Source organism: Streptococcus alactolyticus, assembly GCF_012277075.1.
GTDB lineage: Bacteria > Bacillota > Bacilli > Lactobacillales > Streptococcaceae > Streptococcus > Streptococcus alactolyticus.
In genome coordinates this window covers 1-19,342 of the sequence record NZ_JAAXMT010000005.1, presented here as the reverse complement: position 1 = coordinate 19,342, position 19,342 = coordinate 1, and the positions used below count along the sequence as shown (strand labels likewise).

18 protein-coding genes are annotated in these 19,342 nt (G+C 38.1%); all 18 read right to left on the bottom strand.

Features of this window, described 5'->3' with window-relative positions:
- Nucleotide 1 precedes the first annotated feature (1 nt).
- Nucleotides 2-1,219: a peptidase T gene (pepT, locus tag HFK82_RS01900; RefSeq protein ID WP_168260605.1), complete on the bottom strand. Its 1,218-nt coding sequence runs from the start codon at nt 1,217-1,219 to the stop codon at nt 2-4.
- Between the two features lie 89 nt (nt 1,220-1,308).
- Nucleotides 1,309-1,575 (bottom strand): hypothetical protein, encoded by a 267-nt coding sequence (locus HFK82_RS08835; protein WP_239472481.1) that lies wholly within the window; start codon nt 1,573-1,575, stop codon nt 1,309-1,311.
- 21 nt (nt 1,576-1,596) lie between these two features.
- A complete protein-coding gene (locus tag HFK82_RS08830; RefSeq protein WP_239472480.1) occupies nt 1,597-1,893 on the bottom strand; it encodes a hypothetical protein in 297 nt (98 codons plus the stop codon).
- 15 nt (nt 1,894-1,908) lie between these two features.
- Complete coding sequence (locus HFK82_RS08825) at nt 1,909-2,679, bottom strand: GH25 family lysozyme (protein WP_300125237.1); 771 nt, start codon at nt 2,677-2,679, stop codon at nt 1,909-1,911.
- A 51-nt stretch (nt 2,680-2,730) separates the two neighbouring features.
- Nucleotides 2,731-3,819: a GBS Bsp-like repeat-containing protein gene (locus HFK82_RS08820; RefSeq protein ID WP_239472479.1), complete on the bottom strand. Its 1,089-nt coding sequence runs from the start codon at nt 3,817-3,819 to the stop codon at nt 2,731-2,733.
- Nucleotides 3,820-3,884: 65 nt separating this feature from the next.
- The gene (locus HFK82_RS01885; protein WP_168260604.1) at nt 3,885-4,811 is read right to left on the bottom strand and encodes a glycosyltransferase family 2 protein; all 927 of its coding nucleotides are present in this window, start codon (nt 4,809-4,811) and stop codon (nt 3,885-3,887) included.
- 82 nt (nt 4,812-4,893) lie between these two features.
- On the bottom strand, nt 4,894-6,444 hold the full coding sequence (locus HFK82_RS01880; RefSeq protein WP_168260603.1) for a glycosyltransferase family protein: 1,551 nt from the start codon (nt 6,442-6,444) through the stop codon (nt 4,894-4,896).
- A 47-nt stretch (nt 6,445-6,491) separates the two neighbouring features.
- Nucleotides 6,492-7,763, bottom strand: coding sequence for a hypothetical protein (locus HFK82_RS01875; protein WP_168260602.1), 1,272 nt, complete (start codon nt 7,761-7,763; stop codon nt 6,492-6,494).
- A gap of 2 nt (nt 7,764-7,765) precedes the next feature.
- On the bottom strand, nt 7,766-10,243 hold the full coding sequence (locus HFK82_RS01870; protein ID WP_168261004.1) for a sulfatase-like hydrolase/transferase: 2,478 nt from the start codon (nt 10,241-10,243) through the stop codon (nt 7,766-7,768).
- Between the two features lie 8 nt (nt 10,244-10,251).
- A complete protein-coding gene (locus HFK82_RS01865) occupies nt 10,252-12,018 on the bottom strand; it encodes a rhamnan synthesis F family protein (RefSeq protein ID WP_168260601.1) in 1,767 nt (588 codons plus the stop codon).
- The gene (locus HFK82_RS01860; RefSeq protein WP_168260600.1) at nt 12,015-13,433 is read right to left on the bottom strand and encodes a glycosyltransferase family 2 protein; all 1,419 of its coding nucleotides are present in this window, start codon (nt 13,431-13,433) and stop codon (nt 12,015-12,017) included. Before HFK82_RS01860 ends, HFK82_RS01865 begins: the two co-directional genes overlap by 4 nt.
- Before the next feature lie 33 nt (nt 13,434-13,466).
- Nucleotides 13,467-14,705: an ABC transporter ATP-binding protein gene (locus HFK82_RS01855; protein WP_168260599.1), complete on the bottom strand. Its 1,239-nt coding sequence runs from the start codon at nt 14,703-14,705 to the stop codon at nt 13,467-13,469.
- On the bottom strand, nt 14,705-15,511 hold the full coding sequence (locus HFK82_RS01850; protein ID WP_168260598.1) for an ABC transporter permease: 807 nt from the start codon (nt 15,509-15,511) through the stop codon (nt 14,705-14,707). The genes HFK82_RS01855 and HFK82_RS01850 overlap by 1 nt, the downstream gene beginning before the upstream one ends.
- The gene (locus HFK82_RS01845) at nt 15,508-16,443 is read right to left on the bottom strand and encodes a glycosyltransferase family 2 protein (RefSeq protein ID WP_168260597.1); all 936 of its coding nucleotides are present in this window, start codon (nt 16,441-16,443) and stop codon (nt 15,508-15,510) included. Before HFK82_RS01845 ends, HFK82_RS01850 begins: the two co-directional genes overlap by 4 nt.
- The gene (gene cps2T / locus HFK82_RS01840) at nt 16,433-17,587 is read right to left on the bottom strand and encodes a beta 1-4 rhamnosyltransferase Cps2T (RefSeq protein WP_168260596.1); all 1,155 of its coding nucleotides are present in this window, start codon (nt 17,585-17,587) and stop codon (nt 16,433-16,435) included. Before cps2T ends, HFK82_RS01845 begins: the two co-directional genes overlap by 11 nt.
- A 122-nt stretch (nt 17,588-17,709) precedes the next feature.
- On the bottom strand, nt 17,710-18,564 hold the full coding sequence (rfbD, locus tag HFK82_RS01835; protein WP_154454695.1) for a dTDP-4-dehydrorhamnose reductase: 855 nt from the start codon (nt 18,562-18,564) through the stop codon (nt 17,710-17,712).
- 109 nt (nt 18,565-18,673) lie between these two features.
- Complete coding sequence (locus HFK82_RS01830) at nt 18,674-19,009, bottom strand: metal-sulfur cluster assembly factor (protein WP_168260588.1); 336 nt, start codon at nt 19,007-19,009, stop codon at nt 18,674-18,676.
- Between the two features lie 18 nt (nt 19,010-19,027).
- A partial coding sequence (locus HFK82_RS01825; protein WP_168260595.1) for a sigma-70 family RNA polymerase sigma factor occupies nt 19,028-19,342 on the bottom strand: 315 nt, incomplete at its 5' end.

The following is a 19,342-nucleotide window of genomic DNA, read 5'->3' as shown; positions in this document are numbered from 1 at the left end:
CTTATTTTCGGACAATTCCAATAATCACATCAACTGCTTTTTCCATTGTTTGAAGACTGACGAATTCAAAACGACCATGCATGTTTTCACCACCAGCAAACAAGTTTGGTGTTGGAATGCCCATAAATGAAATTTTTGAACCGTCTGTTCCACCACGAATTGGCTCAATAACAGGTTTGATGTTTAAATCTTCCATGACCTCTTTGGCTAATTCAATTGGTGTCATATCCTTTTCAATGACTTTTTTCATGTTGTAATATTGGTCATTCAAATGAACAAAAACACATTCTTTGCTGAGGGCTTTATTCATCTTGTCCGCAATCTCTTGTACGAGAGCCTTACGCCCTTTAAAAGAAGCATCTTCAAAATCGCGGATAATATAGGAACTATGCGCTTCATCAACTGTTCCTTCCATTCCGTGAAGATGGAAGAAGCCTTCATATCCTTCCGTATTTTCAGGACGGTCAGCTTCTGGCAATTGATTATGGAAATCAATAGCTAATTGCAAAGCATTAATCATTTGGTTTTTAGCCGTTCCTGGGTGAACATTACGCCCTTTAAAATCAACTTCTAAAGCTGCTGCGCTAAAGGTTTCGTATTGCAATTCACCAAGTGGACCACCATCAACGGTGTAGGCAAAATCCACATCAAAATCATCCACATCAAAATGATTAGCACCAACACCGATTTCTTCATCTGGACCAAAACCAACATGAATTTCCCCGTGTTTGATTTCAGGATGAGCCACCAAATACTCAATTGCTGTCATAATTTCAGCAATCCCTGATTTGTCATCAGAACCTAGCAAAGTTGTCCCATCAGTTGTCACCAAGGTTTGACCAAGGTAGTTATTAAGATTTGGAAATTCTGCTGGGTCTAGTGTGTAACCTGATTGACCAAGTTCAATAGATCCACCAACATAGTTATCAATCACTTGCGGGTTAACCCCTTCAGCATTGAAATCAGCCGTATCCATATGTGCAATAAACCCAATTTTACGGGTTTTAGTCGCATCATTGGCAGGCAATGTTCCAACCAAGTAGCCATTAGGCAAATAATGCACATCTTGCAAACCGACAGCTTCCATTTCAGGTTTTAGCACGTTCAAAGCAAAATCCACTTGGGATTGCGTTGACGGCACTGTTGTGCTGTTCGGATTACTACGCGTATTGACTTTAACATACGTTAAAAAACGTTTTAATAAATTCTCGTAAGACATCTTTCACCTCTAATTTTTCCATTCCTATTATAGCAAAAAAAACAGCCAAATGGGCTGTTTTTTTTAAGTGAGTTTTAAAAAAGAATCCACTAGTTTGTCACATGGTAATAAACCTTGTTTGCCAAGTCTTGAGAAGAAATATCTTCAGAGATAATCAATCGGTCTTTGCTGGTATCTGAAGTGTCTTGATTCCCATTCAAATACGATTCTGGAAAGATGGTGTTGGCTGGAATAATATAAACCGTTTCGTTTATTTTAGTTCCTGTTTGCACATTAAGCAATAAAATCCCATTTTGGTCTATATCCAAAAAGTCTGCGGTTAGACCTTCTGTTGCCAGACCCTTGTCATCAAACACCAATTCATCTCCAGAAGCATTTTACCATGTTCCTGCCATACTGGTGTAGTCTGCTTTTAAAACAGCACCTGTATTGACTAAGGGCAGGTCTGATTCTGTTGTCGATGACGCCACAACCGTAGCATTCTCAGAAGAAGTTATTGAGGCCTCAGAAAGTGTAGAAGTAGTTGATCCTGTGGTACTTTTAATGTTTTCAGTGCTGACTTGTTGAGAGGACGAACTTTGGTTGGTAGATTGTTGAGCAGTTGTCGAACACGCTGCTAATAACACCAATAACCAAGCGAAAAAGCTATAACGAACGATTCTTTTTCCCTGCATAAGTCTTATCTCCCATTACAAAGTGAAACGACCTGTGTAATCAATGTTTTCATCTAAAGCATGAGGAAGTTTCGGTGATACGCTTGTGTATTGCCAAGCCGCCGCATCTGAATAGTAAGACAAATCTTTAGCGGTTTCTTGGTCTGGGTAGTTGTAGCCATACACATAGTGAGCAACCCAGAAATTATCCATACCAAATTGTGATGTATTAACGGCACCACCTTTAGTGTCTAACCAGCTTGCCATAGTGTAATAAACCAAATCTGCATAGCCTAGGCGAATCATCTCTTCTTTCCAAGCTTGGGTGTTTTTATTGATGTCACCACCTGTAACCATTTCAGGGGATTCCATATCATTTACCATCACTGTCGCGTTTGACAAGCCTAGTGATTGTGCTGCTGACACAAAGTATTTTGCTTCTGCTTTCGCTTCTGCTTCGGTTTGGTAATGTGAATAATGGTAAGCAGACACTTTCAAGCCAGCATATTGAGCATTCTTGATTTGAGCACTGGCGTATGGGTTTGTGTAAGATGTTCCTTCTGTTAATTTGACAACAACTCCTGTGATGCCTTGATTTTTAAGCGACACAAATTCATTGACAGAAATGACACCGTTGTGGCTACTAATATCAACGAAGTAAGAAGCTGTTTGTTCCACAGGTTTCTCTGCATTGAAATTGTATTGTCCTAGGTTAAAGCTTGATGTTGTTCCATCTTTGAAATCAACATAAACATGGACGGTATAATCACCCTTGATGTAACCATGGTATTTTTCATCCACGGTCACAGTTGCCGAACCATCGACAAGATTTGACGTTGTGTACTAATGAAGGTTTGATTAATCGCTTTCTGACCATGCTGCCACACGAATGACTTGGATAACCTTACTTGTCGTGCATTCTGACACCTTAACTTGTAAAGTTCCCTTGTCAGCATCATGATTTTGCACGGTAACCGTTGGTGCTGTCAAGTTTTGATTAAAGGTTAAATCAATCCCTGAAGTAGTAGCTAAACCAACAAGGGAATGTGTTACTTCGCTGACACCGTAAACGTGAACGTTGTAGTGGCCTGATTCAAAGTTATGATTTTTCGCGTAGAAAGTGTAAGTGTAGCTGCCTTCTCCGATTTTACTAGCACTATACCACTTGATATCATCTTGACCATTAACATTAGACCAAGTCGGTACCGAAACAGACGTGATATACTCAGGAACATTGTGTATTAAAACATCAAAGCTATTTCCGTTGACTTTAGTAATCTGATAAGAAAGTTCAGGTCGATCAACTGTAAATTCTTGACCATTAATACCAATCATCTGCCCATTTTGTGAGAGATAGGTGTGTACGAAATACTTGCCATAACCTTTATGATTTTTTAAAGCAATCTGCGTCAGCCCTTTGCCGTTATCGTCGTACCACCTTAAATCATCTTGGCCATTTTCCTCAGACCAAATGGCATATTTCACTTGGCCATTTGACGGGGCATAAATTTCTGTCGTCAGCTGAATGACCCCATCTTTGACCGAAACTTGAGGCGCACTAGGAGTGATCTTAGTATTATCTAAAACAAGTCCTGAACGACTTCCATCAAGGTAAGTGGTATAAACGTGCGTCACATAATTTCCAGCGCGATTGCCATGATTGGCTAAATGAAATTGAACACTGGCTTGATCTTCGGTGATCGCGTTCGCGGAATACCATTTTAAGTCGTCCTGACCATTTTCTTCTGACCAGATAGCGACATCTATCTGCTTAATACCTTTACCGTTAGTGGATTGCTGTGCAGTGATGTCAAATGTTTTACTCACTGAATTAAAATCCGTTTTGGAAACCGTTGCTTCATCTAGCTGACTAGCCAGGACAGACGGCGACAAGTAAGCCGTTGACAACACAGCAGTTGATAACAATGCCGTTTTTAGTTTATTCAAAAAAGCTATTCTCCTTTTGGTATAGTGGTTACACTATACTAATTCGGAAAATAGCTTGTCTGTTGTTATCCTTTTTCTTTCACGATATAAACGGGACGTTTTTTGGTTTCAAGGAAAATTTTGGAAATGTATTTTCCAATAATACCAAGTGATAACAGCTGGATTCCACCGATGAACAAGATAATGCACACCAGGCTTGCCCAGCCATCTACACTGCCTCCAACCGTCAATTTACGCACGATAATGAAGATAACACCTAATATAGAAGCTAAAAATGAAGCCGCACCTGCCCAAAGAGACATATTAAGTGGTGCTTCAGAGAAGTTGATAAAACCTTCCATCGAGTACTTCAACAAACTCCAGAAGTTCCAAGATGTCTCACCAGCCACACGCTCACGGTTTTCATAAGCAATGTAAGTCACATTGTAACCAACCCATGAGAAAATCCCTTTAGAAAAGCGATTGACTTCTCCTAAATCTAAAATGCTATCGACAACTTGTCTTGTCATCAAGCGAAAATCACGCGCACCGTCAACCATTTCAGTATCTGATACTGCATTTATGATTTTATAAAACATCTTAGAAAAGAATGAACGAATAACAGGTTCGCCCTTACGGTCAGCACGACGTGTCCCAACGACATCATAACCTTCCAAAATCTTTTGATACATATCGATCAATAGTTCTGGCGGATCTTGCAAATCAGCGTCCATCACAGTAACAAGATCCCCATCAGCAGCCTCAAGACCTGCCAATAGTCCTGCTTCTTTCCCAAAATTACGTGAAAATGACAAATAATGTACATTGTCAAAACGCTTAGCAACATCTCGTAAAATAGTCAAGGTATCATCTTTTGATCCGTCATTAACAAAAATGTAATCAAAAATAAGCTGATCCTTCATCTGCTGCTCAACCTTTTGAGTTGCTTCTAAAAATGGATAAATAGTTTCTTGTTCATTGTAACAAGGAACGACAATAGATAATTTTTTCATTTTACTCCTAAGCCTTTCACCAGCTAGTTTACATATCGATTCTAGTATATCATAAAGTCTTTACAAAAAAAATGACGAAGGATTATTTCGTCATTTTAATCATCATGTCTTCTTTTTTTATTACCAAAGTCATCATATAATCCAGTCCTAATGCTGATAATGGCAATAATAGATAAACATATGGATAGACGTATTGACTCTTAGTTTCCCAAATCAAATGGAAGATGAAACCACCTGTTAAGTAAATCAACGGAATCAAAAGAAAGACTGTCATGCCATTTTTTTGACGGTATTGCGTCCAAATACTTGGAAGAACACTCACATATATCACCACCAATAATAAGGCAGAGAAATAATAAATGATCTGATAGGCTAATTTTCCTTGATAAATACTGGTCATTAAGCGACCTGTGATTTTTTGTCCCTCAACAGGCATCTTTGTAACAGGACCAGACCAAATGGATTCAAATAAGCTATCTGTCCATGTCGATAGAAATTTATTTTTAAAGAAATTCCAAGCGTAGTCTGGATGCTTCACCATATAAGTGACACGAGATACAATCTGTCTTTCGCTAGCTTCTTCAATCGCTTCAGCATCACCTTGATATTCATTGTACACTGTTTCAACATAAGCATCATACCAACCCGCTACACGATTGTATATTGGAGTGTCATTCAATCCCATAGCTATCCAAGCAACCTTGGGTTCCCCATCTAAATGATCTACTCGGGCAACCTGCTGGTAGTAGCTTGAGATCGCACGGTTTCCTGCAATGATCGAAGCCAAAAGAATCACCATAAAAGCTAGGTTTTTCTTTGTTTTGTGATAGAGAAAATCTAACATTAAAACAATGAGAACGGTTATGATGAGAATGATGTAGTTATTTCTAATAATATCTGATAAGGATAAGAAAACAGTACTTAGTAACAAGTTAGACCATGATTTCTTATCAAAATATAATTGCAGGAAATACAAACCGATCAAGGCAAAGAACAAGCCGTAAGTTAGCCCATAAACAAACAAGATGTTAAATAAATGGGGTAAAAAAACAAAGGACAATAATAGAACGATTTTTGAAATATTATCTTTTTTAAAGAGATTTTGTGTGATTTTCCAAAGAAAGAAATTATCAGCTATCGCCATCACTAAGTTGATGATAAAGAATACTTTAACATTGCTTTCACCAAATAGGGTTAAAATGAGGCGTTCAAAACTAACTAAACCAAGTTGGTGAGGGTACTTATGAAGGTAACCTGATACTTCTGTCAAGATACTGTAATCCCCACGATTAAGCGCCTTAGCAGCTTCTAGGACTGCCAAAGCATCGTGACGAAGCACATCATTTTGGTGAAGAATCACATAAGCTCCTAAAGCAAGATAAAAAAGCGTCCCAAATAAGAATAAATAAGATTCTTTAACAAATGCCAACGAACGCAAGCAAAGATAGAGTAAGCCAATAAAAAGCACTAAACTCACGAAAAAAATTGGTCCGTTTGCTTGCATATTGGCCAATTCTGACCCATCCATTGGCATATTGGTTCTGACAAAAAGACTCGATAGGCCTAAAAGAAGAAATAGCAAGAATGACCATATCAGAACTGCTTTTTGCCCTAAAAACGCAAGAAATTTCAAAAGATTTCTCCTTATACAAAAGGGGTCTAGGACCCCAAAATCGTTAATTAACTTTTTTCAATGTTACGGGTATCATTACCAACAAAAGCTCGTTTTTGAAAATCACTATCTAACTCTTTTGCAATCATCACAACGACAATCAATAAAGATAAGATAAGTGGTGTATAAGTTCGAATTCCTGAAGCATAGATTGTTGGTGATAATGACACCGCCATTCGAGAAGCATAGCCAGCAATTAAAACGATAACTGCAGACAAGCCCTCAGCTCTATTTCTAAAAATGAAAAAGACAACTGCAGCAAGTACGCATAAAATCAAAGTATAAACAATCAAAGGATAGAGATTTTCCTTGATGCTAAAATAAGTGACATCCCCTCTCTTATTTTGGTCATCAATACCCCTTTGAACAGCTGTCAAGAGGCTTCCTAAGGCAAGTTTGTGAGCAACAACAGTGTAGATGACTGCTCCTGAAAGAAAGGCAGAGAAATATTGCTTTTTAACAATTGTTGCAATGACAAGAATGCCTAGGAAAATGAAGACAATGCTTAATTCAGAGGTTACCAAGAGCACGCGATTGGTTTCCAGATAACCTTTTAAGATTTTAATAAGCAAAGATAATTTTTCAAATCCAGGGTACCACATTTCTGATTCAATGGCGACACGGTTATCAGAACCAGGTGCCAATAAACCTGAAAGAATACCCAAGAAAGAGATGGCCGTTGCCAGCAGATAAGTCATATCCACTTTTCGGTCTTTAATATAGGCACTGATGCAGAAGTAAAGGAATAAAATAAAGCTATAAACCGTAAATTGTTCTTGCATACAAGCAAAAAGCAAAAATGGCAAGGCAATGATGGTATAGCTTTGTTTCTTTTGTAGCAAGCAATACCAAGCAATGATAAAAGCAATCATTGGGAAGAGGTAGTTTGTGACTGTTGCAATGAGGCCTGCTCCAGTGAAAAAGATACTAGGAAAGGCAATCAAGAACAAAATTGGGGTTACAAACTGCAATAACCAATACTTCTGCTTATTCAAAAAGATACCATTGAAACAGTAAAAGAATACCGCTAACGACACCAACATGGTGATATCAAAAATCAGATAGTGGCTAGACATAAACATGGTAACCGACTCAATAAGCAGACGGCTAGACCACGTTTGGTAACGATGAATAGCAAATTCAAAGAAGCCAAATTTTTGTGCCATACGAGCAAAATCGATTTGGTCACCAGCGTCGTTAATATAAATGATAGACTCTAGTGTAAATAGAAGACTAACAAAAGTATAGTAGAGTGGTAAAATTATGTTTTTCTTTTTCATTTTTAATAACTCACTTTAAAAAAATTGTCGTGTTTTTTCAAATACCCTTTTCCTGAAACCAAATCATACTCAACTAGTTTTAAATCGTTAGCCATTTCTTTTTGTTCGTCTGTTAATTGGTCCTTGTCAACACTGGCGTTATTTAAAACATCTGTAAGCAAGGCATAATAAGGCGATACTTTAGAATTGGTTACCGCTAACAATTCTGCTGGAAAATCACTGGAATTGACTAGAGGATATGACAGCACTTCTGTCGGATAATTGCTCCAAATAAAATAATCGGTTTGATATTGACCAGCTGGATTATCAGCAAAAGCACTTTGAGGATAAAAGCCAGGCAAATGATCGCCATAAAAGACAACCGTAATTTTCTTGTCCATTTGTGATAACTCTTGTAACCACTCTTGAGTTGCTAAATCTGTTTGATACAATAACTTGGCGTAATTATTCATGTAATAATTTTCGTTAGGAGAAAAACCATCTCCTGAACCGCCAACATCTGATTCTTCGTCCAAATTCCATGGGGAATGGTTTTGGTAAGTAATAACTGAGAAGAATTGATTTTTATTGGTATCAATGTTATCTAGCACAGTTTGATAAGTTGAGGCATCACTTGGATAAACACCATATTGCTCTAAATGTGTGGTATCTTCAGTCCCATTTTTCGCTGCAATAAAGGTATCAAAACCAAGTTTCCGATACACGTCGTTACGCGAATAGGTCAAGGCATCTCCTAAATGAATGACGTATCTATCATCAGGAGCGTAAAAATCACTAATAGATGGAATGTATTTCATCTTAGGCACAACGTCTGTGTATAAAGTCGAAACAGAACTTGAGAGGTTATACATCGGCAAACCTGTCAACGTTTCAAATTCCATATTAGCTGTTCCACCACCGTAGGCATCAGATTTCATTAAACCACTGGTTGTAGAGTCTTTAACCGAACGGATAACAGGAATAGGATCCGTGGTTAAATTGACACTGGTAATGCGAGATGGATCCGCAAAACTTTCACTTAGGACATAAATAACCGTTTGGTCCGCAATGTTGTTTGTGCGCGACGCATTGATGAGTTGTGCTTGCTCTGTGTATTTTTGAGCAATTTTTTCCATCGTTTCTTGACTGTAATCCTTTGGTTTTTCCATTGTTTTTGAAGTAACCTGTTTCAGCCAAACAAATGTTAATGAACGTTCACGCGCAACCGTTCCTTGTCCCATCCACTCGATATTTTCATAATTATTTAATCGCGATAAGACAGGAATATTGTCAGCGATATCGCCATCTTCTTGGTGGAAAAAGACTCCCAAGGTAAAAAGGAAAACCGCTAAAATGGCAACGACATTAGCCACTCTTAAACGCCAACTTGTCATAATGCGCCCCTGCAGTAAACGGTTCTTAAAGAAATAGAAGAAAACAGCTACAGCAGCCACAGCAAGTAGAAAATAAAGAATAACTTTAATGTCAATATAAGAAACAACAAGCCTAATATCCTTTATCCAAACCCAGTCACTAAACAACAGCGGTTCATTGCGCATGCTAAATTTGATGCTATTGACAATCGTAATAACACTTCCTAAGGCAACAATTAGAGTTGTTGTGCGTAAGAAATGGTTAATACTCACATAAAGCAAGACATTAAATAAGGTCAATGCACCGATTTGAAAGAGGGTGGCAGACGGAAAAATATAATGTCCTAGCACTTCACCATAACTTTTTATACCATACTGGAATAAATAGTTAAAAATCACAGCTAATAGAAGGCTAAAACCAAGGGCCACAGAGTAATTAATTGTCTTTTTCCGAATAGCCTTATAAGCCTTAAAAAGAATCGCAACTACTAGACCACATAAGACTAAGGTTGTTATAACGCAACCTGAAACCGTTAAGAAATAGGCAACGTAGTCTTTGTTTTCAATGAAATCAGCTACTTTTTCTGATAACATATCTAAAAATAGCGGCCCATTTAAAGCAAAAGAGGCAATCAAACCTGTCAAAATGACTTTGGAACCATCAAAACTATCCAAATAAGCCTCTATTCGGTTACTTAAATGAAGCCTATCCGACGTTCGAGCAATTAAAGCAGCTATTCCAAGAACAGGAACCAGTGTCGACAAAAAGGATATTTGGAAAAAGCCATTGCTGAAAAGCTTCCACCAAATAAACTGGTCATTGTTTAGGTTTCTCGTGACAACTAAGAAATAAGAAACCACTAAATAAACAAGATACCCCTTAACAAGGTTGATGAAAAAGCTTCTCCTTATACCATTCGATAAATAAACGGCAAGTCCTAAAACAGATACGGTGTAAGCCACAATATTAAAAACATTAAGCGTTACAAACGATTCTGTTAAACGCCAACCACTATTTTTTAATAATGACGCATTAACCAGTGCTAAATTAGTATAAAATAAAAAGATAAATAAAACAATATAGTGTAAAACACTTAGCCAATTTATCTCTAGAAAAGTCTTCTTTATCCTTTCGTTCATGTCCTTACTTTTTCTAATGTTCTGTTAAAGATGTATTTGATGGCTCTTGCTGGACCAATGACAATGTATTTCAATGCTCCTCTTATACCACCTAGGTGATTAAAGTCAATAAAGGTATGTGGGGCACTGTCGCCACGTTCGTTGTATAATTTGTTATCGACAAATGGCGTGATAGCAATTGGATTTTGAACAATCCTGAAATCATAGTGTTCATTCCATGCAATGTAAACCAATAAACGTTCAATCGCGTGTAAAATAGAGTTTTGTGGCAATGGCTCTTCTGGCACATCTTCGTCTGTTAGACCTAGGTCAAACAGCGGTTTTAAAGCATCATATTTAAACCACACAAAAGTCCCATAACTCATGACAAAGGTGTGAAAACTATTAAAATCAATCGGTTTAGTCATGCCCATTTTTTGCCATAAATCATTCATCTCAGGAGCAATCAAATGTTCGTTCCACGCGTCAACAATCTTATTATATCTAAAGAAGGTTGGAATATCAGCAATGACCAAGCCTAATTTAGCATTGGCAAAATTAGCCAAGATATTATCCGCAGGTTTGATTAACATATCAATCAACTCATGTCGCCAAGATTCGCCTGCCCAAAAGTCTGCTTCTTTTGATTTTTTCGTGTGGAAATGCCCAACATAATCATAGTGTGACAAATGGTCTTTTAATTTTAGCATTGGTAAAACGTCACGGCCAATATTTCCTGTTACAAAAATCTGAGCTGTCTTGCCATTTTGGGTGAGAATCTCTTCGATTTCAACCTTTTTAGCATCAATATCTGTTGTTATCAATAAGTCATACTGAAAATGGAAATGCTCAAAGGCTTTCAAGAAATCTTCCAACAAATCCACATAGAAAACGTGAAGATGCACAGCTATTTTTTTGTCATCCAAGGAAACGGCTGGCGCTTCTTTGAGGTATTTGCGAGCTAAAAGATACTTAAAGTCTGGATAATTGATTTCAGACATATGCGATACAATCAAATCAACAGGATAGTCTGATTTTCTAGCAATATCATCTAAAAGATAGGGAGCGATGTGCTGATTGTTATCAATGGCTTTGACTTTGATAAATGGCACCTTGTGGTCCAAAATGGCTGTCGGATGATAGAATGAAAAATCAGCGTGAAGCATATGGCTTGCGTCTTCATTAACTGTATTGAACACCACACCATAGCGGAAGCCTGCGTCAACAAATTTGGTTGTTACTTGCGTTTCGTATTCATCAATAACCATTTGGACATCTGTGTATTCTTTGACATTTTCCCAGAATTCTCTAAAGGTATGCGAAAGAATGACAGGCTTTTTAAAGGTAATGAAATAACTTTGAATATGCTCACGAAAACCTTGTGTGTAGCGAGATTTTGGCGTTTCACGATTATTGGTCAAGCCCCAAAAGTCAACCGTTTCATCAGCTTCAAACTTCAAATAGTAATCCTTGATATCCCAAAGTGGTCCAAAGCAGGTATCATTCATAATAGTGATAGAATCATAGGTATCTAATTCATCAAAACCGACCTTAGCCATTCCATCACGCCAAGCAGCAAAATCAAAACCTTTATTTTCACGCTGGATAAAGCTATCCATCAAACGTAAATCTGACAATTTTTGCTGGTCTTGCTCTGTCACTAAACTATTTGAAATGAAGACCACTTTCGAAAAAAGCGGACGCATTTTGGTTAATTGATAATAGACGTGTGAACTGATACGATTATACTTGTTAAAATGAACGTACAATAATAAACGTTTCATCTTTTTCTCCTAAAAAAGTTAATGATCGCAGTTGGAATGATCCAACGGCGTGAATGTGTAACGGAATTATAGGCAACGACCATACGTTCTAATTCGTGCTTATAATACCGTTTTTTATCGTTAGCCTGTCTAAACTTAAACTTGTACTCTTGCAGCGTCTGGACTTGCTTTTCGAGTTTTAGCATTTCCTGAGTCAACACATTAGCAATATAATCGTTTTGGTTAATATGGTCAACATTAAACATTTTGTACGATAATTCAAAGGCAGTGCTGTCTAGTATTGAAATATCATAACAAATTTGCGGGTCTGGGTGTTCAAACATTATAGACTGTTTGAACACCGTTCCATTTGTCGAAGAAGGCAAAACTTCTGTGCGATAATCTTTTGCTACAAGGGTTACGTATTGATAGAAACTAGGCAGTTCCGATAAATCCACCCGTAAGGCAACTGTTTCTTCAGGTACCTCAAAAGATATAGTATCCTGATACTGAAGTTGAAATTCCAAGGTCTGCTCTTGCGTGAACACATTTTCTTGATTGCTATAATAAATCGTAACCTTTTGCGAGTTGACATTAGAGTGTCGGAAATCTCTCTGAGATAACTCTTTTTCAAAATTATTATGACGCTCTAATAAGATACGAAGCACTTTTTTATAATTCGTGTTGGGGTATTTATCCAAATAAGCCAACTGGGTTCTCAATAAAGAATCAAAACGCTTATCTAATTTTTCTTTACTATTTGGTCGTGAATCCGATCCCTGATTGACACGATAAGCCACTGTTACTTCTGGCAAAAAGCAAAATTGCGTATGATTGAAGAGGTCCAACTGCAAGTTAAAGGTATCATCAGCCGTTCTCATGTCATCTTTTAGCATATCATTGACCAAAAGCATCACATCGCGCTGAATTAACCAAGTAGATGGTGCGGTGAAACCACGCGTGGCAATCATTTTTTCATAAGAATCTGATAAATCAACAATCTGTCGCGTAAAAACGTTATGTTCGACGGTTTTACCATCCACATCGACAAAATCAATATCTGTCCCACACCATTTGGATTCAGGATTCTTTTCTAAGAAAGCTAGCTGTTTGGCTAATTTACACTCGTCAATCCAGTAATCATCCCCATCACAACGGGCAATGTAGTCACCTTTTGTAGCAAGGCAAGCTCTATACCAAGTTTCAGCAATCCCTAGATTGTGGTCATTATATAAGGTGCGGATTATATCAGGATACTGCTCAGCGTATTTTTGGATAATGTCGCGTGACGCATCTGTTGAAGCATCATCGATCAGAAGGATTTCAAAATCGACATCTTTTTGGCTTAAGAAACTGTCGATAGCCTGCCCAATCCATTTTTCCTTATTATAAACCGTACAAACAATCGAAACTGTTGGATTTTTGTCAAAAGACATCGATCATCCCATCCTTTCTAAAAATACGATCTATTATTCTGATAAAATATCCCATTTTCCGTTTCGTTGAATGATTCCTGTTGCTGAATCCAAGGCAGATAAATCATCTAACGGAATATCATCTCGGTTAACCACAATAAGAGGTGAGTTTTCTGAATTGGCAAAGGCATACATTTCTTTTGACTTACCAAGAATCGTTACTTCTAGGCGCAGTTTCATGTTGTTGACCTGACCTAAAGAGCAAGTGTAACGATAGGACTTATGCCCTGTTCCTGTTGTCGGAATGTTTGTGGCATTGTCATTGTACATCCAAATTCTGCGATCAATGTCCGTCAAAGAAAAGACAATATGCGTTTCAACATCTTTCAAAACATCGTAAGAAATCTCAAATTCAATCTTATCTGTTGGCCTGATTTTATTTGGTGTCAACAATTCAACGGTTAAATTGTCCACGTAAGGTTCAACTTTTTTTTCTTCTTTTTCAGTTTCGTCATCTTCTTCTGTCATCACTTCTTGTGGTGCTGATGACACGGCATTATCAAAACTGTATTGGTTGGCAACATCTTCTGGATCACCATACGCTTTCACCAAACCATCTTCAATCAAAACAGCTCGGTTACAGTATTTTTTAACGGCTCCCATGTCATGCGTTACCAAAATGGTTGTTTTACCTGAGGCTTTACGCTCCATGAAGTAATCGTTACATTTTCGTTGGAAGGCTTCGTCACCAACCGCAAGCACTTCGTCAAGGATTAGGACATCTCCTTGCGCTTTAATCGCAACAGAAAAGGCTAGACGCACCTGCATACCACTTGAATAATTTTTGAGTTTTTGGTTCATAAAATATTCAAGTTCTGCAAATTCAACGATGTCGCCATACATGGCATCAATTTCTTCAGTTGTAAAACCAAGCATCGCACCGTTCATATACACGTTTTCACGTCCTGTTAATTCAGGGTTAAAACCAACACCCAATTCAATGAAAGACACCATTTTACCATCTACGGTAACAGTCCCTTTTTCAGGAACGTAAATTTGAGAAATGATTTTCAAAAGCGTTGATTTTCCTGAACCATTTCGACCAACAATCCCAAAGAAATCACCTTTATAAACATCAAATGAAATGTCTTTCAAAACATGTTGTTCACGGTAACCTTTAATTCCTCTGAAACGATTAACTAACGCTGTACGTAAACTTTGAGTTGCTTCTGTTGGTAATCTAAAATCTTTACTAACATGATCAACTTTTACTGCAATTTCTTTCTCTGACATTATAAAATCTCCGCAAATTTCTTAGCATTTCTATGGAAAATAGCATACCCAATCGCAAAAATAACAATCGGCAATAAGTATGGGATAAGTGCCCAAATATGGTGGTTATACAAGTCCCAACCACGCATGCTTCCTGAGTAAACAATGTAATGACGCAAATCTTGGATAATCTGAGCTAACGGATTAAGCATCATTAACTTAGCAATAGTCACTTGATTTTTTTGAAGAATAAATGTTAAAGAATAGATAACAGGGGTTGCATACATACCAGCTTGCATGACAACTTCCCAAATAGGACCCAAGTCGCGGTATTTAACAAATAAGGTTGATAAAATAAAGGCTATCCCTGCTGAAAGTAAGGCTAATTCAATAAATAAGGGAATGATCACCAAGAATTTCCAGTCTGGTTGCACCCCATTAATCAAGGCAAAGACAAACACAACTAGCAAGTTAATACCGTAGTTGATAGCAGCCCCAACAACAGATGAAATAACAATAATTTCCTTTGAAAAGTTCAGTTTCCGTAGCAAGTCACCTCGACTAACAATGGAAACCATTCCCATACTAGTTGCTTCTTGGAAAAATGACCACGTCACCATCCCAAGCAAGACACCAATGGCATAGTGCGGTGTCCCATCATCTAGACGTAAAAAACGGATAAAGACCAAATACATGATGGTAAACAGCATCAAAGGTTTCAAAATTGACCACAAATGACCAACCAAACTCCCCTGATAACGCAGTTTAAAATCCGTTTTGACCATTTCATTTAGTAATATTCTGTTTTTTTTGCTAAAAAATGTCATCGTTTTCTCCTATAACCAAATTTGGTAATGATTAATGTTCTAAACACAAGAGTATGAAACGTTCTATTTTTTCGTAAATTATATTTTCTTAAGATGGCTATGCGCTGAAATAAAGACTGTTCTAAAAGCGTTGTGAAAGCATTGACCAATTGCCTATTTTCAGGCGACAAAGGTAAATGTAACAATAACTTTGCCTGCTCTTGGCTCGAATCAATCAGCCACCAATACTTCGCCACAAGCTTATGAGGTCTTAACCAGTTCCTCATGCGCTTGGTCCATGTGCGGGCTCCAAGCACATTGTGATCGTGTTGGCGATACAATTCAGTCGGGGTATCAATATAAATAAGCAACCCCATTGCACTAGCCACAAGTGCTAAATACCAATCATGCATCAACAGATGATCTGCCTCATTCCAATACTGGGCAAGAGCGTGATTGATCATCATGGTTCCGCCAGTAACCGTATTTTCAGTCAATTCTTGAACAAGTTCGGTATTAGCATGGTCAGACTGCGTCTTAATCATGCTCTCGTGCAGCACGGTCAATTCCTGATTGACAATTTTCAAATCCGTATAAACCAACAAAGGCTTATCAGACGGATACGCTTTGGCTTTTGCTAATGTCACCTCAAGCTTGTTTTCTAACCAAATATCATCCTGATCAGAAAAGAAATAATAATCTGCTTCGCTATGTTTTAAAAGCGTGTAGAAATTTCGAATCACTCCCAAATTGTTTTGATGTTCGGGATTGATAAAGACAATCCGTGAATCGGCTTGGGCGTATGCGTTAATAATATCTCTTGTCTTATCACTCGAGCCATCATCGCGGATGTATAATGTCCAGTCCTTAACCGTTTGATTTTGAATACTTTTGATTTGGTCGGCTAAAAACATCTCCCCATTGTAGGTGGACATGAGAATATTAATTTTCATTTAAAAACAGTGCCTCATACTCTCCTACTATTTTTTCCCACGTGTAATGTTCTGTAATAATCGCACGCGCACGCCTGCCGTATTCGGCAAAATCCTGGTGTTGGTCCACATCGTTAATCAACTGCGCAAGATTGCCAGACGATTTTGTCCAATACAGGGCACTAGCAGCTGCCACTGATTGGTTAAAGGGAACATTATAAACCAGATTAAGATTCGTGTGCCCCAAAGCTTCCAACAAGCCTGGATTGGTACCACCAACCTCATGACCATGAATGTAAGCAAAAGCATTTTCACGAATATAGGTCAACAACTCACGGTCATAAACCGTTCCCACGAAGCGAATTCGCTCATCCTTGTCAAAATGCGTCAAGCGTTTCAAGGTGTCAAAATAATCATTGCCCTCGTGGTTGCAAATGATGACTAGTTTACGCTTGGTATCTGACGCCATAAATTCACGGATAGCTGTTTCGTAATTGTTTTCAGGCACAAAACGCCCAACAATCAGATAATACCCCTTCTCTTTAATGTGCCATTGCTGAAACCACTCCTGCACTTTAGCACTCTCAGGGCTTAATGCCGATTTTTGTAAGTCTGTTCCGTAAGCAATAAAGGTTGTTTTGGCACTAGGATAAGAGGTTTTAATATACTCCTCTATACCAACGTTATCTGAAATCACCAAATCAGCTGATGTTGCCATAATTTTTTCAGACTGTTTTAAATACCATTGGACGGGTTTTGACCATTTTGACCGTTTCCATTCAAGACCATCTGGATTGATAAACAACTGCCCTCCGACAGCGTGGATGTTTCGAATGAAAGGATCAATAAAAGCGCCAATCGTATTTCCCAAAACATAAAAAATAGGATGCGCAATCTGTTCTTTTTTCACCATTTGAAGACTATAATTGATAGCCATCATGTCATAAGCAATGACACGCGCTGGACCAAGCTTAGGCGCCTTAATGGTAAAACAATCTGCACCCGCATACTGAAAATGTGTATGATGTTCTTTATCGCTTAGACAGGCCACATGGTAATACACGTCTGCACTTTGTTTATGTGTAACCAATTCCTCAACAAAAGTCTCAAAGCCACCATATTTTGCAGGCAGCCCGCGACTTCCAATGATAAAAACGTGTTGCATAGCAGACCTCTCTATCTTTAAAATACAATCATTTTCCATTATACCACATTTTACATAGGCTGGCTAAATAAAAAAGGAATCTGATTATTCACCAGATTCCTACCCTGTTCAAAAGGTAGTGATTACTCTTTCACTTCTTGTCTGTAAAATTCTTTCAAGGCATCTTGCCATGTTGGAATCACAAAACCAGTTTCTTTGGCTTTTTTAAGGCTAAGTGTTGAGTTAAATGGACGTTTTGCTTTTGCTGGGAATTGACTTGAATCAACTGGTTTAACAAGCACATCTGTATCTTTCAAAATCTCAACTGCGAAATCATACCATGTAGTGTCTTCATCAGCGTCATTTGACAAATGGTAGTAACCAAATGCTTTTTGGTTTTCAGTCAAGTAAGTCATGAATTCTGCCAGGGTGCGTGTCCATGTTGGGCGACCATGTTGGTCATTAACGACAGTTAAGGTATCATGTGTTTTAGCAAGGTTTTGCATGGTAAAGACAAAGTTTTTACCGTAGTTACTAAATACCCAAGCTGTACGGATGATATAGTAGTTATCCAAGTATTTTTCAACTGCTTCTTCACCCAAACGTTTTGTGCGACCGTATTCTGTTTGAGGGTTCGCTTTGTCGTCAACTTCCCATTCTTCTCCGACTGGCTTGTCACCATCAAAAACGTAGTCTGTAGAAACGTAAACAAGTGTTGCGCCGTATTTTGCAGCTGCTTTAGCAATAATTTCAGTTCCTGTCACGTTGATGGCGTAGTCCAATTCTTTACCTTCATCTTCTGCCGCATCAACTGCAGTGTAGGCAGCACAGTGGTAAATAAGAGTTGGTTTTACTTCAGCAAATACTTTATCCACTTTTTCGCTGTCTGTGATGTCCATTTCGGCAACGTCAACTGCAACGTATTCTTCATCACGTTCGTCCAATAAATGACGCATTTCTGAACCTAATTGACCATTAGCACCTGTAATTAAAATCATAACAAGTCTTTCTCCTTTACTTCATTCCCTTTCATTTTACACTATTTTACTGAAAAAAGCACTAATAATTCAAAAAAGAACAGCAAGGCTCTTGCTGTTCTTTCATCTATTATCGAATGCCTAGAGCAATGCGAGCATAGCGGCTCATCTTATCAACTGTCCAAGCAGGATACCAAACCAACTTCACTTCTGTCTTAGTGACTTCAGGAATATCACGCATCGCATCATGAATTTGGTCTGTCAAAAGGTCAGCCAAAGGGCAACCCATTGTTGTTAAGGTCATATCAATTTCTGTATGACCATCTTGGTTGAAACGAATTTCATAAACAAGGCCAAGATTCACAATATCAATTCCCAACTCTGGATCAATAACCATTTCCAAAGCTTCAAGGATACGATCTTTGATTTTAGCAACTTCTTCCTCAGTGTACTTTTGTTCTAACATAGGCAAACCTCTCACTCATTAGTCTTCAATAAAGTCACGTAGTTGTTTACTACGGCTTGGATGGCGTAATTTACGAAGAGCTTTCGCTTCAATTTGACGGATACGTTCACGCGTAACGTTAAAGACTTTTCCGACATCTTCTAAAGTACGCATTTTACCATCATCCAATCCAAAACGCAAGCGCAAGACATTTTCTTCACGGTCAGTCAAGGTGTCTAACACTTCATCCAATTGTTCACGAAGAACGACACGCGTTGTGTAGTCCACTGGATTTTCAATCACTTCATCTTCAATGAAATCACCTAAGTGGCTGTCATCTTCTTCACCGATTGG

Excerpts from the sequence above, each read along its gene's own strand:
- HFK82_RS01845 (WP_168260597.1), bottom strand. The coding sequence starts at position 16,443 with ATGAAAATTAATATTCTCATGTCCACCTACAATGGGGAGATGTTTTTA.
- HFK82_RS01885 (WP_168260604.1), bottom strand. The coding sequence starts at position 4,811 with ATGAAAAAATTATCTATTGTCGTTCCTTGTTACAATGAACAAGAAACT.
- HFK82_RS08830 (WP_239472480.1), bottom strand. The coding sequence starts at position 1,893 with ATGCAGGGAAAAAGAATCGTTCGTTATAGCTTTTTCGCTTGGTTATTG.
- HFK82_RS01875 (WP_168260602.1), bottom strand. The coding sequence starts at position 7,763 with ATGAAAAAGAAAAACATAATTTTACCACTCTACTATACTTTTGTTAGT.
- HFK82_RS01830 (WP_168260588.1), bottom strand. The coding sequence starts at position 19,009 with ATGTTAGAACAAAAGTACACTGAGGAAGAAGTTGCTAAAATCAAAGAT.
- HFK82_RS01865 (WP_168260601.1), bottom strand. The coding sequence starts at position 12,018 with ATGAAACGTTTATTATTGTACGTTCATTTTAACAAGTATAATCGTATC.
- rfbD (WP_154454695.1), bottom strand. The coding sequence starts at position 18,564 with ATGATTTTAATTACAGGTGCTAATGGTCAATTAGGTTCAGAAATGCGT.
- HFK82_RS01855 (WP_168260599.1), bottom strand. The coding sequence starts at position 14,705 with ATGTCAGAGAAAGAAATTGCAGTAAAAGTTGATCATGTTAGTAAAGAT.
- pepT (WP_168260605.1), bottom strand. The coding sequence starts at position 1,219 with ATGTCTTACGAGAATTTATTAAAACGTTTTTTAACGTATGTTAAAGTC.
- cps2T (WP_168260596.1), bottom strand. The coding sequence starts at position 17,587 with ATGCAACACGTTTTTATCATTGGAAGTCGCGGGCTGCCTGCAAAATAT.
- HFK82_RS01850 (WP_168260598.1), bottom strand. The coding sequence starts at position 15,511 with ATGACATTTTTTAGCAAAAAAAACAGAATATTACTAAATGAAATGGTC.
- HFK82_RS01860 (WP_168260600.1), bottom strand. The coding sequence starts at position 13,433 with ATGTCTTTTGACAAAAATCCAACAGTTTCGATTGTTTGTACGGTTTAT.